The 17,002-nt window shown below is 53.1% G+C and carries 16 protein-coding genes; 7 read left to right on the top strand and 9 right to left on the bottom strand.

The window, feature by feature from the left end; genetic code table 11:
- The 3 genes from OGY08_RS09610 to OGY08_RS09600 all read left to right on the top strand — a co-directional run.
- On the top strand, positions 1 to 468 hold a 468-nt coding region (locus OGY08_RS09610; RefSeq protein ID WP_286565869.1), incomplete at its 5' end, for a heterodisulfide reductase-related iron-sulfur binding cluster.
- 10 nt (positions 469 to 478) lie between these two features.
- Positions 479 to 1,906, top strand: coding sequence for a LutB/LldF family L-lactate oxidation iron-sulfur protein (locus OGY08_RS09605; protein ID WP_003830092.1), 1,428 nt, complete (start codon positions 479 to 481; stop codon positions 1,904 to 1,906).
- Positions 1,899 to 2,594 (top strand): LutC/YkgG family protein, encoded by a 696-nt coding sequence (locus OGY08_RS09600; protein ID WP_125363516.1) that lies wholly within the window; start codon positions 1,899 to 1,901, stop codon positions 2,592 to 2,594. Before OGY08_RS09605 ends, OGY08_RS09600 begins: the two co-directional genes overlap by 8 nt.
- A 49-nt stretch (positions 2,595 to 2,643) precedes the next feature.
- Here the strand turns inward: OGY08_RS09600 and gntP are convergent, their stop codons facing one another.
- The gene (gene gntP, locus OGY08_RS09595; RefSeq protein WP_003033260.1) at positions 2,644 to 3,987 is read right to left on the bottom strand and encodes a gluconate permease GntP; all 1,344 of its coding nucleotides are present in this window, start codon (positions 3,985 to 3,987) and stop codon (positions 2,644 to 2,646) included.
- Positions 3,988 to 4,248: 261 nt separating this feature from the next.
- Between gntP and uxuA the strand changes: the two genes are divergently transcribed.
- From uxuA to OGY08_RS09575, 4 genes are all read left to right on the top strand, one after another.
- On the top strand, positions 4,249 to 5,433 hold the full coding sequence (gene uxuA, locus OGY08_RS09590; RefSeq protein ID WP_100271556.1) for a mannonate dehydratase: 1,185 nt from the start codon (positions 4,249 to 4,251) through the stop codon (positions 5,431 to 5,433).
- 80 nt (positions 5,434 to 5,513) lie between these two features.
- Positions 5,514 to 6,989 (top strand): fructuronate reductase, encoded by a 1,476-nt coding sequence (locus OGY08_RS09585; RefSeq protein WP_125363515.1) that lies wholly within the window; start codon positions 5,514 to 5,516, stop codon positions 6,987 to 6,989.
- Positions 6,990 to 7,164: 175 nt separating this feature from the next.
- Entirely contained in the window at positions 7,165 to 7,938 is a 774-nt protein-coding gene (uxuR, locus tag OGY08_RS09580; RefSeq protein WP_008786090.1) for a Uxu operon transcriptional regulator, read from the top strand.
- Positions 7,939 to 8,975: 1,037 nt separating this feature from the next.
- Positions 8,976 to 9,983, top strand: a complete 1,008-nt coding sequence (locus tag OGY08_RS09575; protein WP_111466172.1) for a porin — start codon at positions 8,976 to 8,978, stop codon at positions 9,981 to 9,983.
- A gap of 62 nt (positions 9,984 to 10,045) precedes the next feature.
- On the opposite strand, the gene OGY08_RS09570 is transcribed toward OGY08_RS09575, so the two are convergent.
- The 8 genes from OGY08_RS09570 to OGY08_RS09535 all read right to left on the bottom strand — a co-directional run bounded on the left by OGY08_RS09570 (position 10,046) and on the right by OGY08_RS09535 (position 16,953).
- Complete coding sequence (locus OGY08_RS09570) at positions 10,046 to 10,447, bottom strand: hypothetical protein (RefSeq protein WP_125363514.1); 402 nt, start codon at positions 10,445 to 10,447, stop codon at positions 10,046 to 10,048.
- A 191-nt stretch (positions 10,448 to 10,638) separates the two neighbouring features.
- Positions 10,639 to 11,826, bottom strand: coding sequence for an MFS transporter (locus OGY08_RS09565; protein WP_048215022.1), 1,188 nt, complete (start codon positions 11,824 to 11,826; stop codon positions 10,639 to 10,641).
- A gap of 94 nt (positions 11,827 to 11,920) precedes the next feature.
- Complete coding sequence (locus OGY08_RS09560) at positions 11,921 to 12,172, bottom strand: putative Se/S carrier protein (protein WP_048236199.1); 252 nt, start codon at positions 12,170 to 12,172, stop codon at positions 11,921 to 11,923.
- On the bottom strand, positions 12,169 to 12,936 hold the full coding sequence (yjiL, locus tag OGY08_RS09555) for a putative 2-hydroxyacyl-CoA dehydratase activator YjiL (RefSeq protein WP_008786095.1): 768 nt from the start codon (positions 12,934 to 12,936) through the stop codon (positions 12,169 to 12,171). Before yjiL ends, OGY08_RS09560 begins: the two co-directional genes overlap by 4 nt.
- A 9-nt stretch (positions 12,937 to 12,945) precedes the next feature.
- On the bottom strand, positions 12,946 to 14,097 hold the full coding sequence (locus OGY08_RS09550; RefSeq protein ID WP_057067056.1) for a double-cubane-cluster-containing anaerobic reductase: 1,152 nt from the start codon (positions 14,095 to 14,097) through the stop codon (positions 12,946 to 12,948).
- A 95-nt stretch (positions 14,098 to 14,192) separates the two neighbouring features.
- Complete coding sequence (locus tag OGY08_RS09545) at positions 14,193 to 14,657, bottom strand: GNAT family N-acetyltransferase (protein ID WP_032942291.1); 465 nt, start codon at positions 14,655 to 14,657, stop codon at positions 14,193 to 14,195.
- A 13-nt stretch (positions 14,658 to 14,670) separates the two neighbouring features.
- Positions 14,671 to 15,951, bottom strand: coding sequence for a DUF445 domain-containing protein (locus tag OGY08_RS09540; RefSeq protein ID WP_003830070.1), 1,281 nt, complete (start codon positions 15,949 to 15,951; stop codon positions 14,671 to 14,673).
- Positions 15,952 to 16,026: 75 nt separating this feature from the next.
- On the bottom strand, positions 16,027 to 16,953 hold the full coding sequence (locus OGY08_RS09535; protein ID WP_003845596.1) for a LysR family transcriptional regulator: 927 nt from the start codon (positions 16,951 to 16,953) through the stop codon (positions 16,027 to 16,029).
- Between the last annotated feature and the right edge of the window lie 49 nt (positions 16,954 to 17,002).

Genomic DNA, 17,002 nt, shown 5'->3' with positions numbered 1-17,002 from the left:
AAAAGCTACCCGACGTATCTGGCCGATGAACCGGAATGGGCGCTGCGTGCTGAGAAAGTTTCCGCGCGTATGCAGGATCTCACCTCCTTTATCGTCAACAAACTGGGTGTGGTGGACGTTGGTGCCAGCCTGCAGGGCCGCGCTGTGTATCATCCTTCCTGTAGCCTGACCCGCAAACTGGGAGTGAAGGAAGAGCCGCTTACGCTGCTGAAAAACGTGCGCGGACTGGAGCTGTTGACGTTTGCCGATCAGGATACTTGTTGCGGCTTTGGCGGGACGTTCTCGGTCAAGATGGCCGAGATATCCGGTGAGATGGTGAAAGAGAAAGTATTACATCTGATGGACGCAAAGCCGGAATTTTTGATTGGCGCAGACGTTAGCTGCCTGCTGAACATTGGCGGTCGACTGCAACGGGAAGGCCAGCCGGTCAAAGTGATGCATATTGCTGAAGTGCTGATGAGCCGCTGAGGGGAAAGAGATGTCGATAAAAACCAGCGATGTAGAATTTAAACTGCGTATTCGTCAGCAGATAGAAGATCCGATTATGCGCAAAGCCGTGGCTAATGCGCAGGAGCGTATCGGCGCGAATCGGCAAAAAATGGTCGATGAGTTAGGCCACTGGGAAGACTGGCGCGATCGTGCCAGCCAGATCCGCGATCACGTTCTGAGCAACCTCGACGCTTACCTGTACCAACTCTCCGAGAAAGTGACGGAAAACGGCGGACACGTCTATTTCGCCAAAACCAAAGAAGACGCCACTCGCTACATTTTGCAGGTCGCGCAGAGTAAAAATGCGCAGAAGGTGGTGAAGTCCAAGTCGATGGTGACCGAAGAAATCGGCGTCAACCATGTGTTGCAGGATGCCGGAATCCAGGTGATCGAAACCGATCTCGGGGAATATATCCTGCAGTTGGATCAGGATCCGCCTTCGCACGTCGTGGTTCCGGCGATTCATAAAGATCGCTACCAGATCCGCCGCGTGCTGAACGAACGTCTGGGGTATGACGGCCCGGAAACCCCGGAAGCTATGACCTTGTTCATTCGTCAGAAGATCCGCGAGGATTTCCTCAGTGCCGAAATCGGTATTACTGGCTGTAACTTTGCCGTGGCGGAAACCGGCTCGGTGTGTCTGGTGACCAACGAAGGCAACGCGCGCATGTGCACCACGCTACCGAAAACGCACATTGCGGTGATGGGCATGGAGCGTATCGCGCCGACCTTTGCCGAGGTGGATGTGCTGATTACCATGCTGGCGCGCAGCGCCGTGGGCGCACGTCTGACGGGCTACAACACCTGGCTGACCGGCCCGCGTGAGGCGGACAACGTTGACGGACCGGAAGAGTTCCATCTGGTGATTGTCGATAACGGTCGCTCGCAGGTGCTGGGCTCAGAGTTTCGCGATGTGCTGCGCTGCATCCGCTGCGGAGCCTGTATGAACACCTGTCCGGCGTACCGCCACATCGGCGGGCACGGCTATGGCTCTATCTATCCCGGCCCTATCGGCGCGGTGATTTCTCCGCTGCTCGGCGGCTATAAAGATTTTAAAGACCTGCCGTACGCCTGTTCTTTGTGCACGGCTTGTGACAGCGTCTGCCCGGTGCGTATTCCGTTGTCAAAACTGATCCTGCGTCATCGCCGGGTGATGGCCGAGGAGGGCATTACGCCGAAAGCCGAGCGACGGGCGATCAAGATGTTCGCCTATGCCAATAGCCATCCGGGGCTGTGGAAAGTCGGGATGATGGCGGGCGCGCATGCGGCGAGCTGGTTTATCAATGGCGGCAAAACCCCGCTCAAGGTTGGCGCGATTGGTGACTGGATGGAGGCGCGCGATCTGCCTGATGCTGACGGCGAGAGCTTCCGCAGCTGGTTTAAGAAACATCAGGCGCAGGAGAAAAAGAATGGATAACCGTACCGCGTTTTTAAACACCATCGCCCAGGCGCTGGGTCGCCCGCTGCGCTTCGAACCGCAAGCGGATGCCGCACTGGTTAACAACTATGCCAACGAGCGCCTGACCGAGCTTAGCCCCGAGCAGCGCTGCTCTGCGTTTATCCAGTTTGCCAGCGAAGTGATGCTGGCCCGCTGCGAACTGACCAGCGAGGACCAGGCCGCAGACGCGGCACTGCGCCTGTGCGAAGAATTGGGTCAGCAGCCGGTGGTGCTGAGCGGCGACAGCCGGCTGGTGGAGCTGGGCATCACCGAACGCTTGCAGCAGGAATGCAACGCCGTGGTCTGGGATCCGGCGCGTGGTAGCGAAAATATTACCCAGGCCGAGCAGGCGAAAGTCGGCGTAGTGTATGCCGAATATGGCCTGACCGAGTCCGGCGGCGTGGTGCTGTTTTCCGCGCCGGAGCGCGGGCGCTCCCTGAGCCTGTTGCCGGAGTCCTCGATTTTCGTGCTGCGTAAAAGCACCATCCTGCCGCGCGTGGCGCAGCTGGCAGAAAAACTGCATCAGAAAGCACAGGCCGGTGAGCGTATGCCATCGTGCATTAATATCATCAGTGGACCCAGCTCGACGGCGGATATTGAGCTTATCAAGGTGGTTGGGGTGCATGGTCCGGTGAAGGCGGTATATCTGATTATTGAGGATTGTTGAGGCAGGATGGAAAACCGCTCTGGCGCTGTGGGCCAGAGCGGTATCGACGTTATGCAATCATGCTGATGATCAACACGATTATCAGGCCAACCACGGAGTTTACCAGCTCCAGCAGACCCCAGGTTTTCAGCGTATCCTTCACCGACAGGTCAAAGTAGCCTTTGAACAGCCAGAACGAAGCATCGTTGATATGGGTCAGGGTGTTGGAACCCGCCGCTGTTGCCAGCACCAGCAACGCCGGGTCGACGCCCACCAGTTGGCCGGTTGCCGGGTCGAGGATTGCTGCGCTAATAATCCCCGCTGCCGTCATGGCTGAGACCACGCCCTGACCCGTTGCCAGACGGATCAGCACGGTTATCAACCACGCCATGATGTACGGAGAAATATTGCCGTGTGACATCAGCATGCCGATGGTATCGCCGATGCCGGTATCGATAATGGTTTGCTTCAGTACGCCGCCCGCGCCGATGATCAGGATCACCATGGCGATGCTTTTCACCGCGTTTTCAAAGGCGTTCATTACCCACTGCATGTCATGACCGCGCGCGGTACCAAACAGCACGAAGGCGACAACCATGGCGATAAACATCGCAATCGGCGAGGAGCCTAAGAAGTTGACTACTTCCCACGCCTGCGTCCCTTTCACCAGCCAGATGTTGGCGATGGTGGTGGAGATCATGATGATCGCCGGGATCAGCGGCACCAGAATAGACACGCCGAAGGACGGCAGGTTGTTCTGGTCAACCGGTACGTCGGCCTTCATGAATGACGGCGTTGGACGATCGAGGTTGCCGAGGAATTTCGGCAGGATAAGTCCGGCGCAGATCACGCTCGGAATGGTCACCAGGATACCGTAGATGTAAACCATGCCCATGTCAGCGCCGTAGGCGTTAACCAGCGCGACCGGACCCGGCTGCGGTGGGAACAGTGAGTGGGCGGTGGTGGCGGCGGCAACCGCAGGAATCGCCAGCTTGAGGAACGGGATCTTCGCTTCCGCGGCAATGACGATCACCAGCGGTGCCAGCATAATAAACGCCACTTCATAGAACATCGCCAGGCCGAAGATCAGACCAATAATGATCACCGACAGCTGCACGTAACGTAGACCGAGTCGCGCCAGCAGCGTATGGGCAATCTGATGCGCCGCCCCGGAATCAACCATCAGCTTACCGATGACGGCCCCGAATACCACGATAATCGCCAGCTCACCCAGCGTGCTGCCAAAACCGGATTTCATGGTATGCAGCAGTTCCATTAAATCCATTCCCGCCAGCATACCGACCGAGAGTGCCGCCAACAGCAGAGCGACCATCGAGTTTATCTTGAATCTTAAATTGAGCACCAGCATCAGGCCGATGCCGAATACAACCCACAGAATATTGAGAACGTGCATATAACGTCTACCTTACTTTGGTTGAACTATTATGATTTTGGTTGAGATGTTACATATATTGGTCAACCTATGATGCGATGGATGTCACATTGCGTTACATGTTTACATTAATACTGGGTTGTATGGCCGTTAATTAGCGGTATGGTCAGCAGATATCGTAATTTGGTTAACCAATTTATCGCTTCAGGTTGACATGTAATACCAAAAGGAGGAATTTATGTGCCATATCGTCGAGTCCATAACGTAAACGAGGAATAAAACATGGAACAGACATGGCGCTGGTATGGTCCTAACGATCCGGTCACCTTAGCGGATGTGCGTCAGGCGGGTGCAACGGGCGTTGTCACTGCCTTGCACCATATCCCGAACGGGGAAGTGTGGGCGGTTGATGAGATCCTGAAACGCAAAGCCATTATTGAGCAGGCGGGCCTGGTATGGTCGGTCGTCGAAAGCGTACCGATCCACGAAGACATTAAAACCCGTTCCGGCAACTATCAGCAGTGGATTGCCAACTACCAGCAAAGCCTGCGTAACCTGGCCGAGTGCGGCATTCGTACCGTGTGCTACAACTTTATGCCGGTTCTCGACTGGACCCGTACCGACCTGGAATACGTCCTGCCGGACGGCTCCAAAGCGCTGCGTTTCGATCAAATTGAATTTGCCGCCTTTGAGCTGCATATCCTCAAACGACCGGGCGCGGAAGCGGACTACACCGCCGAAGAGATTGCGCAGGCGAATGAACGCTTCACCACCATGAGCGAAGAAGACAAAGCACGTCTGACCCGCAATATCATCGCCGGTTTGCCGGGCGCGGAAGAGGGCTACACGCTCGACCAGTTCCGCCAGCATCTTGAACGCTATAAGGATATCGATAAAGCTGCGCTGCGTGAGAATTTTGCCGTCTTCCTGAAGGCGATTATTCCTGTAGCAGAAGAGGTTGGTGTGCGCATGGCGGTACACCCGGACGATCCGCCGCGCCCAATCCTTGGCCTGCCACGCATTGTTTCCACCGTGGAAGATATGCAGTGGATGGTCGATACGGTCAACAGCATGGCGAACGGTTTCACCATGTGTACCGGCTCCTACGGCGTTCGTGCGGATAACGACCTGGTCGACATGATCAAACAGTTTGGCCCGCGCATTTACTTCACCCATTTGCGCTCCACGCTGCGTGAAGATAACCCGAAAACCTTCCATGAAGCGGCGCATCTAAATGGCGACGTTGACATGTACGAAGTGGTGAAAGCGATCGTTGAGGAAGAACAGCGCCGTAAAGCCGAGGGCAAAGAGGATCTGATCCCTATGCGCCCGGACCACGGTCACCAGATGCTTGACGACCTGAAAAAGAAAACCAACCCAGGTTACTCCGCGATTGGTCGCCTGAAAGGCCTGGCGGAAGTGCGTGGCGTTGAGATGGCTATCCAGCGCGCATTCTTTAGCCGCTAAAGCAGTGTTGCCGGTCGCCTGTCTGGCCGGCTTTTTTCTTTTCTCACCGTTGGTCTTTCCGACGGGATCTGGAGTTCACGATGACAACGACAATTGCCAATAGCAACCTGCCGGTTGCGCGCCCCGCATGGGACAGCTCTCGTCTGCAATCCCGCATTGTTCACCTGGGATGCGGCGCTTTTCACCGCGCGCATCAGGCGCTGTACACCCACCATCTGCTGGAAACCACCGACAGCGACTGGGGTATCTGTGAAGTTAACCTGATGCCGGGTAATGACTGCATACTGATTGAAAACCTGCGCAAGCAACAATTGCTGTATACCGTGGCGGAAAAAGGCGCGGACAATACCGTGCTGAAAGTGATCGGCTCAATGAAAGAAGCCCTGCACCCGGAGCTTGATGGTTGTGATGGTATTTTACAGGCCATGGCACGCCCGCAGACGGCAATTGTCTCGCTGACGGTCACGGAAAAAGGCTACTGCACCGATGCTGCCAGCGGCCAGTTAGATCTCAATAACCCACTGATTAAACACGATCTGGCAAATCCGGCCGCGCCGAAATCGGCGATTGGTTACATCGTACAGGCGCTGCATCTGCGTCGTGAGCAGGGGCTGGCGGCCTTTACCGTGATGTCCTGCGATAACGTGCGTGAAAATGGGCATGTGGCGAAAGTCGCGGTGCTGGGCCTGGCGCAGGCGCGTGACCCGCAGCTGGCGCAGTGGATTGAAGCGAACGCCACCTTCCCGTGTACCATGGTAGACCGCATTGTTCCGGCGGCAACGCCGGAAACGTTGCAGGAGATTGCCGACAAGTTGGGCGTTTACGATCCGTGCGCTATCGCCTGCGAACCGTTCCGCCAGTGGGTGATTGAAGACAACTTTGTTAACGGTCGCCCTGACTGGGACAAAGTCGGCGCACAGTTTGTTGCCGACGTAGTACCGTTTGAAATGATGAAACTGCGCATGCTCAACGGCAGCCACTCTTTCCTCGCTTATCTGGGCTATCTCGGCGGTTATGAAACCATCGCTGACACCATGACCAATCCAGCATACCGCAAAGCGGCGTTTGCGCTGATGATGCAGGAGCAAGCGCCAACGCTGTCGATGCCGGAAGGTACCGATCTCAACGCCTACGCGACGCTGCTGATCGAGCGTTTCAGCAACCCGTCTCTGCGCCACCGTACCTGGCAGATTGCGATGGACGGCAGCCAGAAACTGCCACAGCGCCTGCTGGATCCGGTGCGTCTGCATCTGCAAAACGGCAGCGGCTGGCGTCATCTGGCACTGGGCATCGCGGGCTGGATGCGCTACACCCACGGTGTGGATGAACAGGGGCAGGTCATTGATGTTGTCGACCCAATGCAGGCCGAATTCCAGCGCATTAACCAACAGTTCCAGGGAGCCGAACGCGTGACAGCGCTGCTGGGGTTGAGCGGCATTTTTGGTCATGATCTGGCGGAAAACGCCGACTTTGTTGCGACGGTTACCGCGGCGTATCAACAGCTGTGTGAACACGGCGCACGCGAGTGCGTTGCAGCGTTAAGCGCTGACGCATAACCTCCCAGGTATGACGGGTCAATCAAAATACTAATTTGGTTGACCCGTTTTCTGTTTTTGGCTTCCCGCAAATGCTATAGTTCAGGCGAAAAAACGTTATTGGTAGGCCGGATAAGGTGTGCGCAGTCATCCAGCCTCCGGATTCTGAATTGACGCATCTGACGGACATAACACGATGAAATCAAACACTTCTCAGCAAAGACCCTACCAGGAAGTGGGTGCAATGATCCGCGATCTGATTGTCCAGACGCCGTACCAGCCTGGTGAGCGCTTGCCGCCGGAGCGTGAAATTGCCGAGAGACTCAATGTCACTCGCACAGTGGTGCGCGAAGCGTTAATCATGCTGGAAATTAAAGGTCTGGTGGACGTGCGTCGTGGCGCCGGGATCTACGTACTCGACAATGCAGAAGCTCAGACTATCGACAGCTCGGATGTGAATCATTGCAATGATGCAGGCCCGTTTGAGCTGCTCCAGGCGCGACAGCTGCTGGAAAGCAACATCGCCGAATTTGCCGCGCTGCAGGCCACCCGCGAAGATATCGTCAAAATGCGCCAGGCGTTGCAGCTGGAAGAGCGGGAACTGGCCTCCAGCGAACCGAACGGTTCTGAAAGCGGTGATATGCAGTTCCATCTCGCTATCGCCGAGGCCACGCATAACAGCATGCTGGTGGAGCTGTTCCGCCAGTCATGGCAGTGGCGCGAGAACAACCCTATGTGGATCCAGCTTCATAGCCATCTCGATGATACCCACTATCGTAAAGAGTGGATGGGTGACCACAAACAGATCCTGGCGGCGTTAATCAAAAAGGATGCCCGCGCGGCCAAGCTGGCGATGTGGCAGCATCTGGAAAACGTCAAACAGCGCCTGCTGGAGTTTTCAAATGTTGATGACATCGACTTCGATGGCTATCTGTTTGACTCCTGGCCGCTGGATAAAGTTAACGCTTGATTTTACCACCTCTCCCAGGCGGGCTGTTCCGGCCCGCTCGGCATTGCATAGCAACCTTTCTTTTCACGTCTTAAACCTCATGTAAAAAATGGTTTCCATAGTCTTCAATGATCATTTTTTTCGCTACCCCTGTGTGATGTAAATTGATTTTCATCAATTAAAAACAACTTATTTTTGCTTGCGAAAAAATGCGCTATTTACCTTATTTTTACCTTTTCGTGCGTATTTTTAGACAAAACTGGTCTGTATTAAGTGAGAATCAAAGTAATTTCCGCTGTGGTTAGGGCAGGGCCGCCTGGCATAACAGCGCATAAAAACACGTGGTTTGCGTAAAAGTAGACATTAATAACGACATGTAACCTATTGGCTGCAATGATGTTTTGACTGTACATCATTATCCATGTGAATGATTCATGCTTTTTTAATCAAATGAATAAAAACGAATATATGTAAAGTTAAAATTACACATTATTCTATAAACAAGTTATCTTTCACTTGAAATATCGTTCCATTTTTCTGCTATTTATTAACAGTTTTATTACGATTGTGAATGTTTTTTACCGTTGACATGTTTTTATACTGACTGCATATTTCATCGCCATAAGCGTCTTATTGCGTTCAGGAGATGATGACGATGCCCTCTCGAGATTACCCTGATATCCGAAAAGCCAGGGGAACCCGATCAAAAGATATGGTTCTATTAAGTGCCCGTGTCGATACTTCTCTATGGGAATATGTTCGGACGCTGGCATTTGAAACCCGTAAAAGTAAACAAGACATTATTGCCGAGGCATTAATGTTGCATCGCTCTATTAATGAGAGCACAAGCGAAGAATCTAAGTAATTACTCTCTGTTCGGGTTTTCTTTAAAACCCAAAATTGAAATAGGTCTTGCCACTTCATTATTGCCTTTATTGGTATATTTTTTCGGTGTGTTATTGGTGTTTCCCCTTATCTGGAGGGGACTTTTTTATGTGGGCATTCCGCCTTCATAACAAAGTTGATAGCAAAATTCACAATTAAAAGTGAGTAATAACATGAAAAAGTCAGTAGTGGCATTAGCTGTAATGGCATTAGGGGTAACCTCCGTTCATGCAGCGGAAATTTATAATAAAGATGGCAACAAACTGGATCTGTACGGCAAAGTCAAAGCGGTCCACTCCTGGACTGACGGCACCGATGCTGACGGCACCTACGCACGTCTGGGTTTTCGCGGTGAGACTCAAATCAACGATCAACTGACTGGCTATGGTCAGTTTGAAAGTCAGTTTGATGCCGCTAAAGCAGAAGGTTCTCAGAATGGTGTTAATACACGTCTGGCGTTTGCTGGTCTGGATTATGGCCATGACGTTAGCTTTGACTACGGTCGTAACTACGGTATCGCTTACGACGTGGGAGCTTACACTGACACTCTTTCAGAGTTCGGCGGTGACTCCTATGAAAATACTGACCGCTTCCTTACTACACGCACTTCTGGCGTTGCAACACTCCGCACCAAAAATCTGTTTGGTGCCGTTGATGGCTTGAGCCTGGGCGCGCAATATCAGGGTCAGGATGATTCCGATAAGGATCCGACGAAACAGCACGGCAATGGCTACGGCTTCTCCCTGGGCTACGACAATATCGCTGATTCCGGCGTATCTGCCATTGCAGCCTACACCAACAGTTCTGTGACTGCTCAGCAGAAACAAAATGGTTGGGATGGCGAAAACGCAGAATTCTGGGGTGCTGGCCTGAAATATGATGCAAACGCTATCTACGTTGCGACCATGTACGGCGAATCCCACAACCTGATTCAGGATGCGGACAAAGCGCAGCACTTTGAAGCGATGGCGGCCTATGTGTTTGATTTTGGTCTGCGTCCGAACGTGGCATACGTTCATGCACGTGACAACAACAACACTGATCTGACCGAATACGTTGCGCTGGGCACAGACTACTACTTCAACAAAAACATGGTTGCTGATGTGGGTTACAAAATTAACCTGCTCGATGGCAAAGACGGCGACAATCAGGTTGTTGCGGGTCTGACCTATCAGTTCTAAGTAGTTATACTAGTACGAAAAAGGCGTCTTGGTTAAGACGCCTTTTTTACATCTGTTGGAGTTTAAACCGGCTGGCTTTCTTTCATCTGTACACCGCTAAACAGCCATTGCCAGATGCCCACTTTTACCCATGCGACCACGCAGAGGATCAGATAAAAAAGCGGATTATGGGTAATGGTAACGCGCATGACTTCCATTAAATCCACATGCAAATTTCCGGCAATTGCCATATTGATAACAAAAATAGAGGCTACCGCGCTGGCCAGTAAAATAAGTATGGCATGTAACTTTGTTATCTCCGGTAACTTGCCAGAGGCCCATTGCCATAAGAATGTTGTTGATAACAGGAAGATAATAAACAATCCCAGTGCGCCAAACAGGCCAAAGTCTTTATAATTCTTTAGCGTACCAATTAAACCCGCCAAAATAATTAACCCCAGTAGTATTTTTTTAAACCACGACATGTGCCTTTCCCGAAGATGGTGTTGATGTTGAATTAATATGTCCATTTTTACGCATTTTAAATTGAGTTTATAAATGAACAGCCGGGAATTATAAATTGTCTGACGGGTAATTGCCGATTATTTGCGGTTTATTAAATGCTGACATTTAATTGCGGACTAATCCGAATATATCTTCTTTAGATATTAGCCGATTATACCCTTTTGGGCGAGGCGAAACGCTGTTTGTATAATTGCGTGAGGCTGATAAGCGCCGCAATAAACAACGCGACCGCGCCGCACACCGTGGCGTTAACGATTGCCTGTGCGCCGCTTCCCAGCAGGCTGGTTAATAGCGGACCAAGTATTTGTCCAATGCCGTAAGTCAGAGTGACCAGGCCCAGCAGATTAATATTGCGCGGCACGCTTAGTTGACGGGCAAGCGGCATCACCAGTGAAGTAGTTCCCATAAACGTTGCGCCAAACCCCATGCTGCTTATCACCAGCAGCGGCAAGGAGCCGCTGGCGAGCGTCATGACCACGCAGGCGCTTTGAATCAGCAAATTCGCCGTCAGGCATTGCAATACTCCCCAGCGTCGGGCGGCCCACAGCCAGGCGAAACACCCCGGAATTATCGATATGCCGACCAGCGACCAGAGATGGGCAGTCAACAGCGGAGAACCGGCACTTTTCGCCATTAGCGGCAGGTAGGTGGCGACAATGATGTAGCCAAATCCGGCCAGCCCGTACAGTAGAGCCAGCAGCCACCAGGACATAGGCTGATGCTCTGTTTTTACCGGGGCCGCAGCGGGGAGCACGTGGTTGCGAGATGGCAGGAGTATAACCAGTAGCACAAAGAACAGAGCCGAGGCTGCCGCTGCGCCCAGCCAGAGCGTGTGCGATGAAAGCGCAAAATGCAGACCGCTAATAACATATTCATTGCCCAGCAAAATGCCTGCGCCAACGCCGGAGAACAATGCCGCGATCACGAAGGGATGCCGGGTATGATGCAGAACGATCATTGAGCCAAAGATCATCATACCTGCACTGGCGACGCCCGCCAGAAAGCGGATCAGCATCACCAGCGCGGGCTGCGTTAAGCTTGCCATCGCCAGAATCAGCCCTGCGGTAGCGAGCGCGGACGTTAGCAGCATCGGGCGTAAGCGTGAGGGAAGATGGAAGAGCCCGAAGGAGAAGAGCAGGCTTCCCGCCAGATACCCGGCGTAGTTGGCGCTGGCAATCCAGGAGAGTTGGTCAAATGTAAATTGACCTTCCGACAGCAGTACCGGCAGCATTGGTGTATACAGAAAGCGCCCAATTCCCATACCCAGTGTTAAGACCAGCATGCCAAAAAGCGCGACGCTGATGGCATGACGATTTGAATCTGGGCTTCCCTGGGACATACGGACTCTCATTTCGCGCTGTTAGCTGATAATTGTTATATTACATGTGTAAATGATAATGAAAAGTAAAATAAAAATAAGTCCCCTGGCACGTTCAGGAAGGAGGAAAAGTGGCAAGGCAGCGCCAGTCTCCGTTTTCAAGATGGTAGATAGATTTGGTATGACCCGGAATTATCCACTCATCCTCCTTGCCAGCAACACAGTCGATGTAAATGCACAGCCCGCAGCCACCGCGTAGCTCGCGGGGAATATCTGCCACCCGAAAGCACATACCCGCAGCCTGTAGCGCTTTACGCGTTTTGATGACGCCGAGGGTAGTATGAAACAAGAACAGTGTTTCCTTCACTCACGTTTCCCCTGACGCTGACCAATTAACGCGGCCCCAATCGCCCCAGCAAACTGCGCGTCGGGATGCGTGTGTACGGGAATGCCAATGTGGCCTTCAAGCATACGAGCAAAGGCGTGACAGTGGCTTACTCCCCCGGTAAATAACAGTGGAGCCTGCCCTGAAAGCCGTCCGATGAAATTCGCGCTGCGTCGGGCCATCGCGTTGATCACACCCGCTAAAATGGTCTCCGGCGCGACACCCGCAGAGCGCAGGCTGATAACCTCTGACTCGGCAAAAACCGTGCACATGCTGGTGATGGCATGTGGTTCGACGCCAGCGGTAATCGCATCTAACTGCTCTACGCTGGCGCCGAGCGTGCGTGAGATGACTTCCAGAAATCGTCCGGTCCCAGCCGCACATTTGTCGTTCATCAAGAAATCGCTGAGGTTACCATCATCATCTAGCTGGATGACTTTACTGTCCTGACCGCCGATATCAATCACTGTGCGGGTACCGGGAGCCAGCAAGCGTGCCCCCAGTCCGTGGCAGGAAATTTCAGTGACCTGTTTGTCAGCATAATCCACGAGCTGCCGTCCGTAGCCAGTGAGGGTTAAAAATGGTCTAACGTCCAGCCCCGCCTGCAGTGTTTCCCATGCCTGCGCGATTGCTTCGGCAGGGCGAAAAGGTGTTGGGCAGAGAAAGCGACGTCTGATGACGTTACTTTCCAGCAAAATACCTTTAGTCGCTGTGGAGCCGGAATCTATCCCTATTGAGTATGTCATCCCTGTTCCTCACAACATTTCAATGAACGCGGCGACACGAGTGCTAAGCTGGCCGATATCCGCGCTGGAGTAGTCAGTTTCAATGGCGATGTAGGGAATGTTGTGCTGTTGGCGGACGTGGCGTTTGATGGCGAGTGATTCAACGGCGTAAGTGTGGCAAGCCTGTAAAATGACATCGACGACGCCGTCAGCCTGGTACTCTTCAACCATTTGGCTGAGCATTTTCAGACGTTGATCGTTAGGGGAAATACATGAGCAGCCGATGGCGAGGTATTTATCGGTCAGCGCGTCGTAGACGTCGCCAGTTTCCTCCACGCACTGTTCAGTGGCTTTCGCCCCGGTGCAGTTTTCATAGCCCACCACCCAACCGCCGTTTTCTTCAATGGCACGAACCACTTTTTCTGCCGCGCCGCCGATGGGGCAGCCGGTTATCAGTATGCGTGGACGCGACGCCAGACGTTTCCCGGCCTGCCATTCCTGATGTACCCGCTCGGCCATGCTATTAAGCTCGTCGATCAGTGCTGCTTTATCAAAGCGGAAGGTTGCACCGTAGACGACTTTCAGAATGTCACTGCCGCTGAGTGCGGGTGGGTTGAGCTGACCAACGCGGTAGAAGTTTGCCAGTGCACGACGTTCCTGGTTTTTTAGAATAACAGCTTCACGTAGCGCAGTTTCGGTAATCGGGGTGCCAAAACGGGCTTCGATAACCTGCTGCAAACGCAGGATCTCGGCTTTCCACAGCGCCCGTGAAGCCGCATCACTGGTGCTGTTGGGCAGTTGCATCACATGTACCGCTTTAAATTCAGCCATGTACTCGTACATCTTCTTTTTACCATCGCAGGTCGTTTCGCCCACCACCAGGTCAGAGAAGTAGAAGTACGGACATTTATCCGTTTTACCAAACCCGTAGCTGCTTTTGATCAGCGGACACAGGTTACGTGGCAGATCTTTTTCGGCCTCTTCAATGGTTTCATCAGAGGTTGAGCATAGCGAAACGACGACCGCACCTGCCGCCATCGCTATCTCCTGTGGCATAAAGGTGCAATAGGTTCCAACGAGCGGGATACCCTGCTCTTTAAGATCCATTACGGTGAGAAAACCTTTCTGACGGGCGTCGGAGAATTGATTAAAAATGGCGGGTAAATCGGTGATTAGCGACATGATTTTCCTTCCCCGTAACACGGGAGACAGTAAAAAGACGTCGCATTATAACCCTGCAATTTATCTAGCTTTATTGATGTACAACAATTGCGCGCTTACAGATTACGGCTGTAGACCCGTGAGACTTCCCCCCACGGATGATAGCCCGCCCCGTCAAAGTAAAATCCCGCTTTCTCGTATAAGCCTTCCAGGTCAGTACACAAATGAAGCCGCATAAAGCCTAACTGTCTGGCCTGCTGCGCAATATGTTCAATCAGGCGAAACGCCAGACCGTGACCACGATAGCGAGGATCGATATAGAGTGCGCATAGCCACGGCCACAGTTCGCCGCGACTGATAAAATCATTGGTGATCAATCCGGCGCAGCCAACAATGCTGTCGCCGTCCTGCAGCCAGTACCACTGCGGTAGCGGGTTCTTTGCGCCAATACAACGATGCAGTGCATCCTCGTAAACTCTCATGGAGTCTTCTGAGGCCCATTGTTGCTGAAAGTAAGCGGTGACCTCGTGCAGTTTTTCCGGTGTTTCGCGCAGGGAAAAAATGCGGATGTTCATCGTCATTGAATTTTTCTCCTTAAAAATTCGCAAGCGTCAGCAGGGAAGGAATTTGCGACAACAGATATAACACCAGCCCAATAGAACCGCCAACCAGCGTGCCGTTGACGCGGATAAACTGCAAATCTTTACCGATGTTCAGCTCGATTTGCTGCGACATATCGCGTGCATCCCAGCTTTTCACCGTGTCGCTAATGTGGCGCGTCAGGAAGGTGGCGAACTCTGGCGCTACTTTATGTGCGGCCTGCTCCAGATGCCCATTCAGTGAGGCGCGCAGGGCGCTGTCGGCTACCAGCGTTTCGCCGAACCACTGCCCGGCGCTGGCGATGCGCTGCTTCACGCGGGAATCATCGGCGTTAATGTCGGTTTTCACCCACTGACGCAGGTCTGCCCACAGCTCGCCAAGATAACGGTTGAAGGCTTCATCTTCCTTCAGATAGCTTTTCAGGCTTTCGGCCCGCACGGCCATTTCCGGATCGTGTTTGAGCTTATCGATGAGCTTAAACGTGGCGCGATCGAAGGCATGGCGGATCTGATGTGCGCGATCGTGGCTGATGTCATCCAGCAAGGAGTTAACGGCATCAGACACCAGCTCGGCGCTGTGCTCGCCCAGCCATTCGGTTGGCAGGATCTTCGCTTTCAGCGGATGCTCGGTTTCCAGCCAGTGCACGACCTGTCTGGCGATAAACGCTCGCGAGCTGTCGCGCTGGAGCAGGGCGATCAGTTGGGCGATCAGCGTGTCGAGCAGCACCTGATGGCGATTGTTTTTGGTCATGCTTTCCAGCATTAGCGCGCTGGTACCGGAGAGATCGACCTTGTCGATGGCCTTGTGCACCGCCCGCTTGATCAGCCGTTGAATGCGCGAGTCGTCGGTCAGTTCGAGAAAACCACTCATGATCTGCAGCAGATGCTGGCCAATACGCTGGGCGTTTTCCGGCTGGCTGAACCAGTTGCCGATCAACAGCGCCGGTTCATGGCGGCGGATCAGCGCGACCAGCGACTGGGTATCGAGAAATTTTTCCTGCACAAACTGACCGAGGTTTTCGCCGATCCGATCCTTATTGCGCGGGATAATCGCCGTGTGCTGCGAGATAAACGGGATCGGCACCCGGCGAAAAAGCGCCACCACGGCAAACCAGTCCGCCAGCGCGCCCACCATCGCCGCTTCGGCGATCGCTTTGATCCCCAGTACCCAGAAATTAGGCGGCAGAAAAAGCGTGATGACGAAGGTGGCAGCGGCAATCAGCAGCAATGAGAGCGCCAGTCGCTTGGCGCGTTTGAGTTCAGCAATTTTATTCATAGGCTTAAGGATAGAGCCAGACGGGGGGATCGTGCAAAAAATGTGGAGCGCCTCCCATTTTCAGGTGGGCTGGGCTTACTCCGGGATCCAGTTGTCCCAGGCGGGCAAGGGGCCGAGTTCCGCCACCAGAAAATCGATAAACGATCGCACCTTCGGATTGCTGTACTTGCTGGGAAAGTACAGCGCATACAGGGCGTGAGTTTCACAGGTGATAGTGCCGTCGAGCATCAGCGGCGTTATCTCTTCTTTTTGAATATGATCGCCAATCAGATAGGTGGGCAAATACGCCACTCCCTGATCTTCTAACACTGACTTCAGCAATACCAGACTGCTGTTGGCCTGGATCGGCATATGCAGTTTCAACTGATGCAGACGATCCTGTTCATCCGCCACCTTGAGCACCGGTGTGAGGCCGGGATAAACCAGACAATCATGATCCACCAGATCGCTTCGACGCTGGGGCATGCCTTTTTTGGCGAGGTAGCCGGGTGAAGCACAGTACGCCCAGCGAACAGGCACCAGCTTGCGCATCGCATAGTTTTGCGGCGGTGCGGTGGAGATGCGCAGGGCGATGTCGAAATCTGTTTCGTTCAGATTCACAAAGTTATCGTTGAGATCGATATACAGATTCACATCCGGGAACTGGGAGCGATATTTATCCACCAGGTTCACCAGCCGGGAATAACCAAACGCAATTGAGCAGGTTATGCGTAATTCACCCTGCGGGCTGTGGTAATAACCGGAAGTGGTATTCAGCGTTTCATCGAATTCTTTCAAAAGCTTATTAGCGCGGTTGAAGAGATATTGCCCGGCGTCGGTCAGGGTAATACTGCGGGTGGTGCGTTTAATTAATGTCGTGCCCAGCGTGTCTTCCATCGCAGCCAGACTTTTGCTGACCGCAGACGGCGATACGTTGAGCTGCGCCGCGGCTTCTGACAATCCTCCGCAGTCGACGATTTTAGTAAAAAACTCCAGATGCTTGAGTGAAATCGGCGTACTCATAGTTTCCTTTAATTCACAAGTGATTTGCAAAAACGGTACGAATAGGCCG

Source organism: Citrobacter sp. Cpo069, assembly GCF_030332785.1.
GTDB lineage: Bacteria > Pseudomonadota > Gammaproteobacteria > Enterobacterales > Enterobacteriaceae > Citrobacter > Citrobacter portucalensis.
This window is presented reverse-complemented; position numbering and strand designations above follow the sequence as displayed.